At 41.7% G+C, this 13,744-nt stretch carries 11 protein-coding genes and 1 pseudogene; 6 read left to right on the top strand and 6 right to left on the bottom strand.

Going from position 1 to position 13,744, the window contains the following annotated elements; all coding sequences use genetic code 11:
• The first annotated feature begins 8 nt into the window (after nucleotides 1–8).
• Nucleotides 9–1,364, top strand: coding sequence for a glycoside hydrolase family 32 protein (locus tag NLX82_RS13415; protein ID WP_068939249.1), 1,356 nt, complete (start codon nucleotides 9–11; stop codon nucleotides 1,362–1,364).
• Nucleotides 1,361–2,746 (top strand): PTS transporter subunit EIIC, encoded by a 1,386-nt coding sequence (locus NLX82_RS13420; RefSeq protein WP_068939248.1) that lies wholly within the window; start codon nucleotides 1,361–1,363, stop codon nucleotides 2,744–2,746. The genes NLX82_RS13415 and NLX82_RS13420 overlap by 4 nt, the downstream gene beginning before the upstream one ends.
• A gap of 281 nt (nucleotides 2,747–3,027) precedes the next feature.
• On the opposite strand, the gene NLX82_RS13425 is transcribed toward NLX82_RS13420, so the two are convergent.
• Complete coding sequence (locus NLX82_RS13425) at nucleotides 3,028–3,768, bottom strand: SDR family oxidoreductase (RefSeq protein WP_245240384.1); 741 nt, start codon at nucleotides 3,766–3,768, stop codon at nucleotides 3,028–3,030.
• A 191-nt stretch (nucleotides 3,769–3,959) separates the two neighbouring features.
• On the opposite strand from NLX82_RS13425, the gene NLX82_RS13430 reads away from it, so the two are divergent.
• Nucleotides 3,960–4,883, top strand: a complete 924-nt coding sequence (locus tag NLX82_RS13430) for an AraC family transcriptional regulator (RefSeq protein WP_254348286.1) — start codon at nucleotides 3,960–3,962, stop codon at nucleotides 4,881–4,883.
• A gap of 70 nt (nucleotides 4,884–4,953) precedes the next feature.
• Here NLX82_RS13430 and nudK read toward each other — a convergent pair whose 3' ends face one another.
• Both nudK and NLX82_RS13440 read right to left on the bottom strand, forming a co-directional pair.
• On the bottom strand, nucleotides 4,954–5,916 hold the full coding sequence (gene nudK / locus NLX82_RS13435) for a GDP-mannose pyrophosphatase NudK (protein WP_028540944.1): 963 nt from the start codon (nucleotides 5,914–5,916) through the stop codon (nucleotides 4,954–4,956).
• Between the two features lies 1 nt (nucleotide 5,917).
• Nucleotides 5,918–7,102 carry a MerR family transcriptional regulator gene (locus tag NLX82_RS13440; protein ID WP_071558011.1) on the bottom strand — a complete coding sequence of 395 codons (1,185 nt, stop codon included), beginning with the start codon at nucleotides 7,100–7,102 and terminating at the stop codon, nucleotides 5,918–5,920.
• 189 nt (nucleotides 7,103–7,291) lie between these two features.
• On the opposite strand from NLX82_RS13440, the gene NLX82_RS13445 reads away from it, so the two are divergent.
• Complete coding sequence (locus NLX82_RS13445) at nucleotides 7,292–7,867, top strand: histidine phosphatase family protein (protein WP_023991073.1); 576 nt, start codon at nucleotides 7,292–7,294, stop codon at nucleotides 7,865–7,867.
• Between the two features lie 92 nt (nucleotides 7,868–7,959).
• Here the strand turns inward: NLX82_RS13445 and NLX82_RS13450 are convergent, their stop codons facing one another.
• Together NLX82_RS13450 and NLX82_RS13455 are read right to left on the bottom strand one after the other, a co-directional pair.
• Nucleotides 7,960–9,027, bottom strand: a complete 1,068-nt coding sequence (locus NLX82_RS13450) for a DUF4367 domain-containing protein (protein ID WP_254348288.1) — start codon at nucleotides 9,025–9,027, stop codon at nucleotides 7,960–7,962.
• Nucleotides 8,988–9,578 carry an RNA polymerase sigma factor gene (locus tag NLX82_RS13455; RefSeq protein ID WP_023991071.1) on the bottom strand — a complete coding sequence of 197 codons (591 nt, stop codon included), beginning with the start codon at nucleotides 9,576–9,578 and terminating at the stop codon, nucleotides 8,988–8,990. Before NLX82_RS13455 ends, NLX82_RS13450 begins: the two co-directional genes overlap by 40 nt.
• A 759-nt stretch (nucleotides 9,579–10,337) precedes the next feature.
• Between NLX82_RS13455 and NLX82_RS13460 the strand changes: the two genes are divergently transcribed.
• A complete protein-coding gene (locus NLX82_RS13460; protein WP_233903809.1) occupies nucleotides 10,338–11,417 on the top strand; it encodes an elongation factor G in 1,080 nt (359 codons plus the stop codon).
• A 63-nt stretch (nucleotides 11,418–11,480) separates the two neighbouring features.
• Here the strand turns inward: NLX82_RS13460 and NLX82_RS13465 are convergent, their stop codons facing one another.
• On the bottom strand, nucleotides 11,481–12,926 hold the full coding sequence (locus NLX82_RS13465; protein ID WP_025722811.1) for a DEAD/DEAH box helicase: 1,446 nt from the start codon (nucleotides 12,924–12,926) through the stop codon (nucleotides 11,481–11,483).
• Nucleotides 12,927–13,240: 314 nt separating this feature from the next.
• Here NLX82_RS13465 and NLX82_RS13470 point away from each other — a divergent pair.
• Nucleotides 13,241–13,650, top strand: a pseudogene (locus NLX82_RS13470) (YjdF family protein).
• Nucleotides 13,651–13,744: the final 94 nt, after the last annotated feature.

Raw genomic sequence — 13,744 nt, forward strand, 5'->3', positions numbered from 1 at the left:
ATTTCAAGTTGGAAAATCGGCATAAGAATTATTTCCATATTGAGCCGGATAAAGGATTACTTAATGATCCAAACGGTTTGATTCAGTTTAAAGGAAAATATTATTTTTTTCATCAATGGAATCGTTTTGATACGAGCCATGATTACAAAGAATGGGGTTTGTTTTTATCTAAGGATTTAGTTAATTGGACAAATATTCGATCAGCGATTTTACCTGATAGATATGATGATAAAGATGGTGTTTACTCAGGAAGCGCGATTGAGAATGATGGGAAAATGTATCTCTTCTATACAGGGAATACTAAACTCAATGGAGTTAGAAAAAGTTATCAAAAAATTGTTGTATCCAACGATGGACGAACATTCATCAAACAGGAAAGCACCATTGAAACCCCTGAAGGTTTTTCTGAACACCATCGAGATCCCAAAGTTTGGAAAAAGGATAATAAATGGTGGATGATTGTCGGAGCTCAAACAAATGAAAATGTGGGAGCAATCACGCTTTTTCAATCAGACGATTTACTGACATGGAAATATCAGGGTATTTTTTACACGGATACTATATTGGATCAGATGTGTGAATGCCCGGACTACTTTACCTTAACCGATGGAATCGAAATACTAATGGTTTGTCCACAAAAGCGAACTTCTGACAGACAAAGTGATCGGCCAATTTCAAGCTATGCTGGATATTTAGTAGGGAAAATGGACTATAAAACAAATAAATTTAATCAGTCAACAGAGATAAAAATGTTGGATGAAGGATTTGATTTTTATGCGCCGCAATCTTTTTTAGATGATAAAGGTCGAAGAATTATCGTTGGCTGGATGTCTAGAATGGACGAGAATCAAGAAAGAAGTTGTCCTACAGTAAAAGATGGCTACCTTCATTGCTTATCAATGCCGAGAGAACTGAAGTGGATCGATAATCACCTCTATCAAACCCCCTTGAAAGAATACGAGAATTTGAGAAAGAAAGAGCAAGAATACAAAAATGAATACGGCATTATTTCTAACAATAGTAAAGCCTTTGAACTCATTATTGATTTTGATGAAGCTATAAAGGATTTTTCAGTGTCTTTGAATTCCAACACAAATCCAATTATATATCATTGTGGAAAACTTGAGATTGGACGAATTAATTGGGTTACTGAGAAATTGGAAACAAAAATTATTCAAGTAAAGGACCTAACGAAGTTGCACATTTTTTGTGACAGCTCTACTTTAGAAATTTTCATTAATGATGGACAGTATGTTTTTTCAATGAGATATTTTTGCGATGAGCAGAATCGTAATATTGAATATAAGAGTTTGAATGAGAAAGGTATGATTAATTTTTACTCTTATGAGGAGGAAAACGAATGAGTAACAAAGAAATCGCCGAAAAAATTTTAGAATTAGTCGGTGGAAATGAAAATATTCAATCAGTGACACATTGTGCAACTAGACTCCGAATTATTATTAACAATAAAGATAAAATTGATATGAAAGGAGTAAAGGCAATTGATAAAGTCAAAGGTAGCTTTTTCAATTCTGGGCAATATCAAGTTATTTTAGGGACTGGATTGGTTAACAAAGTTTACGATGAATTTGTTCCAATGCTTAATGGCTCGGGTAAGAAGGCAACTGAGGCTTCAAATGAATCTCAAAAAGTTACTTTCCAAAAAGCGATTCGAGTTTTTGGAGATGTATTTGTTCCAATTATTCCAGTATTAGTTGCGACGGGGTTATTCATGGGATTACGAGGTTTATTCACTCAAGAAGCGTTATTGGGACTTGTTGGCCTGACTCCTGATGATATTCCACAACAGCTTTTAATGTTTACCCAAATTTTGACTGATACTGCCTTTGCATTCTTACCAGCACTAGTAGCTTGGTCTACATTTAGAATTTTTGGTGGAACACCTATTCTAGGAATTGTTCTGGGATTGATGCTTGTTAGTCCAGTACTTCCTAACGCTTATGAGGTTGGTCAACAAACAGCAGAGCCACTTATGTTTTTTGGATTTATTAAAGTTGTCGGTTATCAAGGTTCTGTTCTTCCTGCATTCGTAGCAGGTATTCTAGGTTCAAAAATTGAAATCTTCTTGAGAAAGAAAATTCCAGATTCTTTAGACTTAATTCTTACTCCCTTTTTAACCTTATTATCAGGATTAATTTTAGCGCTATTTATTGTTGGACCAATCTTCCATGAAGTAGAAGTCGGTGTTTTATATGCAGTTGAATTCCTATTGAATCTACCATTGGGGATTGGCGGCTTAATTTATGGAAGTTTCGGACAGTTATTAGGTATCTTCGGTGTTCACCATATCCTGAACTTTCTTGAAATCAGCATGTTAGGAAAAGATGGCTGGAACTATCTAAATCCTATTGGGACTTGCGGGAATATTGCTCAGGCAGGAGCAGTTTTAGCTGTTGCAATTAAAGCAGTTTCGCCAAAAATGAAGCAAATTGCTTTTCCTTCTGCTCTTTCCGCAGCATTGGGAATTACCGAGCCAGCTGTTTTTGGAGTTACTTTACGCTTAGTAAAACCTTTTGTGATGTCTATGATTGGTGGTGGAGTTGGTGGTTTTCTAGCCTCTATTTTCCATTTACGTGCAACAGGTATGGCATTAACAGGAATTCCGGGGACACTACTTTATCTTAATGAGCAATTACCGTTATATATCTTGGTGAATGTAGTATCATTCGCAGTATCATTCGGATTGACTTGGACATTTGGTTATAAGAAAGATCAAGGATTATAGTCAAAAAGATAAATAATATACTAACTGAAATTAGACATAGACTCTTAGAAATGAGAGTCCATGTCTTTTTGTATCTTTAGTTGCAGAGTTTTTATTTAACTATCATTCTGTTAGACGGAGATGCGCTCAGAGATACTTTTGAGGTGAACACGTTCGCTCCCTATTTGATTACAGAAGCATTGCTATAGACTCTATTCAGTTCCAGTTCCGGGGTAGCAATCCGCTGTACCCGCTCATTGGAGGGGCGCACTCACAAGAGGAGGTGCCCCTGCCTATTTATATTACATTTGTGCGGTTGGACGGATTACGATTTCGTTCACATCAATATCGGCCGGTTGTTCAATTGCGAATCCAATTGCGCGGGCTACCGCGTCCGGTGTCATGGCTAGTTTATCCCGGATGGCAGCGAGTTGATCTCTCAATGCGGGATTGGTCATACCCTCCGTGAAATTCGTCTGCACAATACCAGGCGAAATGATGGTCACGCGCAGCTTGTCACCAGCCTCCTGGCGCAACCCTTCTGAGATGGCGCGCACAGCGAACTTCGTACCGGAGTAGACCGACTGGTTCGGCACAGTCTTATGTCCTGCTACAGAAGCGATGTTCACGAAGTGTCCGGAACCCTGCTTATGAAAGATAGGCAACGCTGCGGCTATACCGTACAAAACGCCTTTAATGTTGACGTCAATCATGTCCTCCCAGTCCTCGACACACAGATCTTCGAGAGGGGAAATGGGCATAACGCCAGCGTTGCTGACGAGAACATCCAGCTTCCCGTACCGTTCGCAAGCCAAATTAACGAGGTTGCACAGATCCTCGCGCCGTCTCACGTCAGTGCGTGCATAAACAGCTTCGCCACCTCCATTTGAAATGCGTGTCGCCAGCGCTTCAAGGCGATCCGCTCCGCGCGCTCCAAGCACGACTTTTGCCCCACGCTCGGCAAGCAACAGTGCTGTTGCTTCTCCAATTCCGCTGCTTGCACCTGTAATCACGACGACTTTGTTCTCTATTCTTCCTTCCAAATGCATAGCCCAATCCCTCTTCCTCTAATCTATTTGCCTTAGGCCCTTTGTTGGCCTTGCAAGTAAATTTTAAGTAGAATTCGATTGAGACAGGTAGACCGATCAAGTCCAATTCTTGCCTAATCCTATTCGGCGTGCATATAATTAGCACATCAATATTAGCGTTCAACGGAAAGGACGGTGAAGCATGAATGATTTCGTCTCCTCCCCCCTCTGATATTTCTACGAATCTACAAGAACTGATTCATTTAATTCATCAACATGCGTCTTCGGATGGTACGTTTGTCTCGTCTGTGCCAGGACTTTATTTCAGACGTGCAAGCGATGTGTCGGAGCTAAATCATACGGTCCATATGCCCTCCCTGTACGTGGTTGCACAAGGCTCAAAGACAGCAATGCTGGCTGGAGAAAACTATGTGTACGATCCAACAACTTACATGGTCACATCAGTTCAGCTTCCCGTAACTGGTAAAATAACTCAGGCCTCGTCGGAGCTCCCTTATCTAAGTCTTCAATTATCCATTAGTCCAGACGTCATTTTGGATATTATCAAGAAGAATCCTCCTCAATGTAACGTAAAGACTGGACGCGGCATACTGGTGAGCCAATTTGACCCTCTGCTGCTTGATGCGCTGCTTCGGCTTGTCAGACTTTCGGATACGCCTGCGGATATTCAGTTTCTTGCGCCGCTTATCACGCATGAGATCCTTTATCGTGTATTACAAGGTGAGCAGGGAGCTTTAATCAGGCAATTTGCCGTAGTTGGTAGCTATGCACATAGCATCTCCAAAGCGATCCATCTGATAACCCGCGATTACTCTAAGCCTCTTGTGATCGAAGAATTGGCGAAGGAAGTAAACATGAGCGCCTCTTCCTTACACAAGCATTTTAAAAAGGTAACAGCTATAAGTCCTCTCCAGTATCAGAAGGCCATTCGATTGCAGACTGCACGCCGCTTACTGCTCTCGGAGGGATTGGAAGCCGCCACTGCAGGCTTTCGCGTTGGCTATGAGAGCCCATCACAGTTCAGCCGGGAATATGGACGCATGTTTGGACGTCCACCGATGAGTGATGTTACACATTTGCGTAATTCCCTTAGTGTCTCAGTTGATTGAGAGTTTCTTCGGGTGATCCGTGGAGGATGCCCAGAGGCAAGTTGTCTTTGGTCTGGTCAAAGAGGATATATCACACCAACGGAAGTTCGTCGAGCCGTTCGTAAATCAACAATCCTTTCTCTTTCGCCACCCTTACCATTTCATCGGCACCCTGAGAGGGTCCTCCAACCCGAAGCACGGCGTTACAGCAATCAAGCAGGCGAATGGAAGACGGATGAAAGATTCTGTTAAAAGTCTCGTCTCCCAAAGCAGTGGAACCAGCTGTCGCGATAAGGGGCAAAGCATACCACTCCCCCAGCACCGGCATATGACCAGCCTCGTAAACTTGAAGAGCAATTTCATTCATGTAGTTGACGTTCTTCTCAATTAATATATGATCATCATTCGTTCCAGATCGATACGGGCCTGCGATAAGGATATGAAGGGGTTTCGATTTCACTTTTAAGAGACCCTTGATCTGAGCGTATTGGAGCAGCATTATTGTCTTGGCGTCACGAATCTCGCCGCTTTCGACCATGTTTAGCACTTGAGCAAACGGAAGTTCCATTACTTCAATGTTTTCCTGCTCCTCCTCAAGGCCACCACCGTCACCCGTTGTCATATCTTCACTATACTCGGCTACATAGAAGTGCAGGATTTCGGTTACGGAGCCCGGTGACATATAGGCCTCGCCAACTTTCTGCACACGGTCGATACGGTATCCCGTCTCCTCCTCCGTCTCCCGAAGAATACCTTCTTCCGGTGTTTCTTTATCGAGTAGTCCTGCACAGGTTTCGATAAGCATCCCAGTTTCATTGCCGTTCCGATAAGTAGGCATCCGGAACTGTCTGGTCAGTACAACGGTTTGTTTGTGCTGATTATAGAGCAGGATCGTTGCGCCGTTGCCGCGATCGTACACTTCACGGGATTGTGTCTCCCATTGTCCATTATTTTTTTCAAACTCGAATGTGACCTTATTTAAGATGTACCAGTTATCCGATAGAAGCTCCTCTTTTACAATCCGTACTCTTGGGTGATACTGTTGTGACTTCATCTCATTTCCTCCCTAGAAAGATTCCGTTCTCTTTAGTCATTTCGAGAGTTCCGTTCTGCTGCAGAAGCCGATTGACGTGGTCTCGAAACTTGTCAATAGCCGCTCCGACAAGTCGCTCTCTTGCGTTCATCGGAGTCGAGATTATATATTCGATCAGGGGTTCCGCTTCGTCGACCAACAGGCAGTCCTCGTATCGAAGCAACCGAAGATCGGAAAAGCAAGAAGACAGCAAGTCCCCTCCGTTATCCAGGTGGAACCGTTTAATAGCATGATCCAACACATGAAGCTCAGGATCGAACGAAACCGCCAAGTGTTCGACCTCTTGTAGGTGTTGAGTGCTCATTGTAGAGGTGCATACTACACCTCCTTGCTTTAAGATACGGTGCATCTCGCGGATTGCTCTAGGGATGTCCGGCACGTGGTACAGCATGTTGTTAGCGATAACCATATCGAATTGCTCTTCATGGAATGGGATCTGTTGCGCGTCAACAGATAAAAACTTAAACTGCGGATTGTTGCTTCCCAAGCGACAACGTGCTTCTTCCACCATCCCGCTTGACATATCGGTAAGCGTGATACGCCAGCTGCTTGGAATTCGTTCGGCGTTTCTTATCCAAAAGGTCCCGTCGCCGCAGCCCAACTCGAGAATGTGGGCTCCCGGTTGCACCTCCAGTTGTTCAAAGATCCAACGATGCCAGCCTTGGGGATTCGTACTGTACTTGTCGTAAAGATGTATCCGCGTTTGCAGGCGGTTCGCCGTCCGATATTGCTCCCCCCAATTTTGCTCACTCTGCACGGTTTGAATAACATCCGCCAAATGGTTCCAATCGGAGCCATAAGCCGACATTTCCATAGCATCTCGTATTGCATGTACTACGTGCTCTGTATGAGCAATTTTCTTTTGTAAAACATCGAGTTGTGCTTGCAACGAGTGTCTGATCTCTCCGTTGGATGGCGACTCTGCATCTAAAATGTCCATTATTGTTTGAAGCGATAACCCTAGATACTTCAACATCTGAATTCGCTGTAGTCTTTCCATATCTTTCATGTTGTACAGTCTTATGGATCCAGTGCGATGACCTCCTGGACTCAGAAGTCCAATTTGGTCGTAATATCGCAATGTCCTGACCGTTATCCCTGTACGTTTGGCAAGCTGTCCTGTCGTCAGATAGTTCTCTTTGTCCATCCATTGCTCACATCCAATTGATTGCTCTAGCATGTCGTTCTCAGTCAGTATAGCAAATGACGTAACGTCACCTTCAAGAAAAATTTATGCAATAAGAAACAAGAGAAAACCACCCTAGCAAAAGGTAACTTGGTAGTTAGTCACGAATATCATGTAATAAAAATTCATCAGCTCTTCATGGAGGCTACTATGAAAACTTTCATTTACATGGTGAGACATGGCGAATCACCGAAGACGGAAGGAAATGAAAGAACAAGAGGTTTGACTGATAAAGGCAAGTCAGATGCTTTTCAAATAACTGAATTATTGAGAGGAGAGGGGATCGAGGTTTTCGTTTCAAGTCCATATCAACGGGCAATCCTAACCATTCAAGAATTAGCTCAATGCTCAGGACAAGAAGTTTTAATATTCGAGGATCTTAAAGAAAGAATTTTTTCTAGTGAAGATAACCGAATCCCCGATGATGAATTATTCCCTTTGTTAGATAAGTCATTTTCTGATCCCAACTTTGCTTTAACGGGAGGAGAGTCTAATGCAGTTTGTCAGAACCGAAGTATAACAGTCTTAAAGGAATTGCTAAAAATCTACCGAGGACAGAAAGTCGCATTAGGCACTCATGGAGCTGTAATGACTTTAATGATGGAGTATTATGACAAGCAGTATGATTTGAATTTTTTACTACACACATCCAAACCAGACGTATACAGAATGGAATTCAATGATCAGGAATTAGTTGAGGTAAAAAGATTGTGGAACATGCCGTAATAGTTTGTGAGGAAAAGGTATAAGGACTATTCTTCGAAGAGAGACCATCCCTTTTTTAAGGGTGGTCTCTCTTCGAAACTTTTCTTTTATAGCTATTGCGGTGAACCGTTAAGCAAATCTTCAGCTATTTTTACCAGGTCTTCTTTGCTCAGCGGGCTGTCCTGGTTATCAGATATGTTGTAGTGTAACCGTCTTTTTTCATCGAGCCATCCCAGTCGATTTTTTCCTACCTCCAAGGGCTTGCTTGTTTCGCTTGCTCTGATGTAATAGGCCTTGGTTCCTTTAATCATCAGTTCCTCAGCCGAATCCTGTTCATTTTGCATCACGGTCGTCTTTGTGACTTCGGGAGCGTATTTGGTGACGGCGATATTTACATAGTCATTTCCTCTCGCATACCGGGCGAGGGTGAAGTCTGACTTGTCCCAGCTCAGCTTTTGAATAAACAGATTTTCACCTTTCGGTGCAGCTTTAGCCTGTTGCGTCAGTTTATCCGTTAAAGCCCGATATTCCTCTTTGTTCATCATCCCAGGATATGCAGCGACTGGGTAGACGTATCCGAAATCAAACCGGTAGCCATTCGGCAGATGAGTGGGACTATGCAACAGCGGAGCTTCTGTCCGCTTGATTTCATCCTGCAGACTGCTGAAGCTAGAAAGTTCAGTCGGTTTGTAGGCAAACAGGACGGGATTAGACGAATTTTGTTGATTCATAGAATCGTCCTTAACGTAATAGGCGGCATACTCTCCAGGCTGTAGACGGTCTGTCACCTCTTCGTTCCACTGTGTGTAGGTGGTTGTATACGTTTTGGAAGCGTCCGTTTCGGCAGGTGTTTTGGCGGTATTTAATACGACATCGCCTTTACTGTTACGGAATTCCAGATATTGCGAAGCGGCGTATCCAGTCACAGAGACGCCCAATACAAAAAGCAAGATCATGATAGGAGCGGTGATGCGCGGCTGAAGACGCATTTTTACAATGAGTCCCTTTTTGGATTTCGCCTTTTGGTAGACCTGTTCCATCACTTTATCAGAGACGTCAAAAGCTTGGATTTTTAGGACACTCTCTGGTTCTGTCAGCATGTCCATGTTTTTTAAGCCTCTGTCTTTTAGATCGGTGTATTTCAGGCCTTGTTCCTGAGTTCTGTCTTGTAATTCACGCATTTTGGGTCCTCCTCTATGGGCTCCATCATTTTTTTGAGCTTTGTTTTTGTTCTGCCGTATTTTTTCTTGATCGCTTCCTCGCTTTTGTTCATAATTTCCCCGATTTCTCCAAACGATTTTTCTTCAAAGATGCGCAGCACCAACAGGTTTCGCTCCTCTGCATTCAGTTGGTCCAATGCCCGGCTCAGCGGTTCACTGAAAAGCTGACGTTCCATAACCTGCGCAGCACTGTCTGAAGTCATGTTAGTTGAGGTGAACAGGGTCATTTTAAATTTGCGCTGTAGTTTCTTCCTGCGAATCAGGTTTAGGCAGTGATGATAAGCCATTTTATACAGCCAGGAGGAGAAACCCACTGTGGGCCTGTACATACTAATTTTCTCGAAAGCACTAACGAAAATATCCTGTACAGCCTCTTCCGCTTCCTGCTCACTGCCTAATATCCGCCAGCAGTACACAAAAATCTGACGCTGATACTCCTTTACAATGTAGGCGTAATCCTGGATCTCGCCAGCTTGGACCCGTTTAATTCTATATTCGATTTCCTCATTCAAAGATTTAGGCACCCCCTCTGATTAAAAAGAAAACTATGTCTGTATAACAAATGAAGAGGACCGAAAGGGACACCTTTTCTAAAATTTTTTAAGTATTAATCAACTCTCTAAGAGAATACGATAAAGCAGAACAATTATCACCAACGTTGTTGATTTCATAGAGCTTGAATTTTTATTGTGGAAATAAATAGAATGATGAAATATACCTATCAAAAAAGTGGAAATAGATTGTAAAGAAAAAAGGAGATGGGAAATGGGGTTTTATGATAATAGGGGAGTCCAGATGGTGGTTGCACTTTTATATCCTGTTATAACATTTGTTATATTAAGTAATAGTCATATGATAGGTTCCTGGACTGTTCCGGCCATTATTGCAATTTTATTTTGTCTGCTATGGAAAAATACTCTTTATGTAATCATCTCTAATGTCTTGATGTGGATTGTATCAGTACCTATGTGGTGGCTGCTAGTTGAACGTGTGAAAACAGGCCAGGGCGCTGAAACTTTCATTTCGTCATTACCATTCATTATATTGTTATACATATTTACTGTATTACTACCCGAAATTTTAATTGTTCTATTTAGACATTACATTTTTAATAAGTTTAGACGTCGCAATAGTAAGTAATCTCTGAAACGATTCGGGAGTGTTTTTTCAAAATCGCACGGAAGTTACTCATCGAGAAATAGAAAATATGAAGGAGATATTCCAAGAAGAGTGGCCAGCTCGTAAAAAAATATGAGAGGATACAGTTTCTTATGAATGAAAGTACTAAGAAATATAATTTTGATAATATGATACGTTATCTTAATGATCAAATGGAGTTACTACCTAACTTAGAATCAAAATACATGGGATTAACAATGCCTTTTCCTCAACAAAATGCGTTACGAAATAGGATTATTGAAAGTATTGAAGCATTAATAAAATACGATCAGGATGTTTGTATTGCTGTTCATTTGAATCAGGCTGATGATAGATCAATTGAATATAAGAAAATAATTTTAATAGGGAATGATTACTTGCATCTTAAGAGAATCATTGATTTTATGGAAAGACAACACATTAAATTGAATATCAAAGACACCTGTATACTCTACAGAGAATATACTGCTGACTTGAATATTCATTTGAAAGGCAATCATTCTAGAATAACAAGTTTAAATGACCTATTTGCAGGAGTCGAAATTCATATTGATCATATTCAGGCTGGAATGGGATATAAATACGAAAATAAACAAGTGGATGAAGATATTATTCATTATTGTTGTCATAAAGATGATGAGGAAGGAAAGGAACTTGGATATCAATTATTTATCAAATCGTTAGATTACTTTTCCAAGAAATTATTAGCTGAAGGATTTGTATTAGGGTATCCTGCTGTAGATTCTAAAATTAAAATAATGAAAGCCTCTTGTACAATGTGTTTTTATCGAGATTATTATTATATTAGTGGAGCACATATATCGCTCAAAAACGCTATGCTGAAAGCAGATTGGCAAATATGCGAACCACTGATGCAGATCCATATGACCTGTAACAAGCTATATTTCGAAGGAAACTCTTTTTTTAGAGAGGTAGAAAATATATATATATTCGAGGACAAAGAGGATTGTAAGTTATCATTTAAATCTAGACTTTCCACAATCATTGAGATTCTAGAAGAGATGTATGACCATAAAAAAGATGTTTTGGACTTCCATATGAAATTGGACAGCTTTGTGCCAATTGAAGATGATACTCAGTTGAAAGAAAAATTTAAAGTCATTTATGATATCGATAAGTGGAAAGATGAATTAAATGATCAAGAGATAAACTCGGCAATCCCGCCCGTATAGCTAACGAAAACCATCGGCTATGCTGGGCGGGATTGCCTCACCCTCTTTAATGCAGCGTATCTTCTACTTATTCCCTTTGCGTACCTTTAACAGCTTACCCTTTACGGTTGTATTCTTCATAATCTCAAGCACCAGTGGACCTTTACCATTCAGAATCTCAACATCTGTCGCATAATCCAGAATCGTAATGATCCCGATATCATCTGCGGTGACTCCGTCAAGCTTAGCGATGGTCCCCACGAAGTCGACAGCTCTAAGTTTTTTCTTCTTACCGCCGTTAAAATTCAGCTTCATAATCTGTTGGTTTAGTTGCTCGCGCTTATCTTTTTTGAGTGCGGTTTTTACATGCAGTTTCTGCTCAAAATCTTCTCTACGGAGATCAACAGCCTCTTCTGAGGGGGCCTTTACCTGCGGAATCGCGAATCCAATATATGCTTCAATATCAGCTAATCTTCTGCCATCCTTAGGAGTGATGAGGGAAATGGCTTTCCCCGTTTTGCCAGCACGTCCCGTACGTCCTGTACGGTGAACATAGCTTTCCTTCTCAAGGGGAATATCGTAGTTAATGACATGGGTGATATTCGTGATATCAATCCCTCTGGCGGCAACATCTGTCGCAATCAAGTAACGGAATTGACCCCTTCTGAATGCATTCATTACCTCAAATCGCTCGTCTTGCTCCATGCCACCATGAATGCGATCACATGGATATTCGAGATCAGCCAATGCTCTGAATAATGTATCTACATTCTCCTGCGTACGACAGAAAATAATGCAGCTGTCAGGATTCTCAACAATGAGCAGATCTTGCAGTAGTGCCAGCTTGTCTGACTCCTTCACCTGAATAAGAGAGTGATCAATTGTGGCGGTCGTTATACCAGTTGCTTTAATCTCAATTCTAACAGGATCTTTCATATATTTACGTGACAGTGTGGCTACATCCTCAGGGAAGGTAGCGGAGAATAGCATTGTAACCCGGTCACTAGGCAGCGCTTGAATAATCGACTGGACTTGCTCGATAAAGCCCATATTCAGCATCTCGTCAGCTTCATCAATCACGAGATGGGCAATCCGATCTAACGATAGCGTGCCTCGTTCAATGTGGTCCAGTACACGTCCTGGCGTACCTACAGCCACATGCGTTCTTTGTTTTAACTCAGCCTTTTGGATATGAAAAGGATGTTTTCCATAAAGGGGTGTTGCTTTTATCCGCTTAAAGCGTCCAATATTCGTGATGTCTTCGGTGACCTGTAATGCGAGTTCACGGGTTGGCGTCAGAATTAAAGCTTGGGGCTTATTCTCATTCCAATCTACTAGCTCACAAATTGGAATACCATATGCTGCTGTTTTGCCGCTACCTGTTTGCGATTTGGCGACAAGATCCTTCTTCTCAAGCGCAACAGGAATAACTTCCGTCTGAATCTCTGTTGGCGTCTCATAGCCCAAGCTATTGAGCGCTCTTACAATTTCTTCACTTAATGCGTAATCTGTAAAATGCTTCTGACTCATTTTCAACCTCTTCTGCGCTGTATTTGAATACCAATACATATATAATGTCATCGTGTATCGAACTTATACTCATCTAGTATACTCTATATCCAGGCTTACTCTAATACATATCAGCGGTTTACAATATCATACAGAATTAATCTTTTCGTCTTGCTGTTTTCCAGTAAGGCACCTATACTTTTTCTGGGACGAAAAAACACAGTCTGGTTGGTAGTCCAGACGCATGAATGACTCTCAGATTCCAAGAGTACCATGTCAGTAACCTTCCCCCCTCGGGATGTCCATCGTTTCGATTTAAAATGAGGGGGATTAAAATGAAGCTTACAGTTTATCATGATGGACAGTATTGGGTTGGAGTCGTGGAAGAGCAGGACCAAGGGAAATTGAAGGCAGCTAGGCACATCTTTGGTACAGAGCCTAAGGACGAGGAAATTCTCCATTTTATCCGTGAGGAAATGTGGGAACTTGTTAGTCGGCTCTCACAAGAGGTGGCTATAAAGTGGTCTGAAACGAAGAAGGTCAATCCGAAGCGGCTAGCAAGACAGGCAGCGTATGAATTAAGGCAGAAGGGGGTCTCTTCCAACGCACAAGAGGCCTTAAAGTTAGAGTACGAGAAGCGCAAGTTGGAGAAACATGCTTACTCTAAACAGCAAAGGGAATCCATGAAGGCACGGATAAGGGAATTAAAGGAGAAAAAGCGAAAGAAAAACATCGCGGGCATTAATAAAACTTCCATCCTTATCCGCAATTGTTACGCATGTTTTATATCAGCATATGTGAAAACATGTGTTACGCACAAAGGGCACCCGATTGGGTGC

It is taken from the genome of Paenibacillus sp. A3M_27_13, from assembly GCF_024213315.1.
GTDB lineage: Bacteria > Bacillota > Bacilli > Paenibacillales > Paenibacillaceae > Paenibacillus > Paenibacillus polymyxa_B.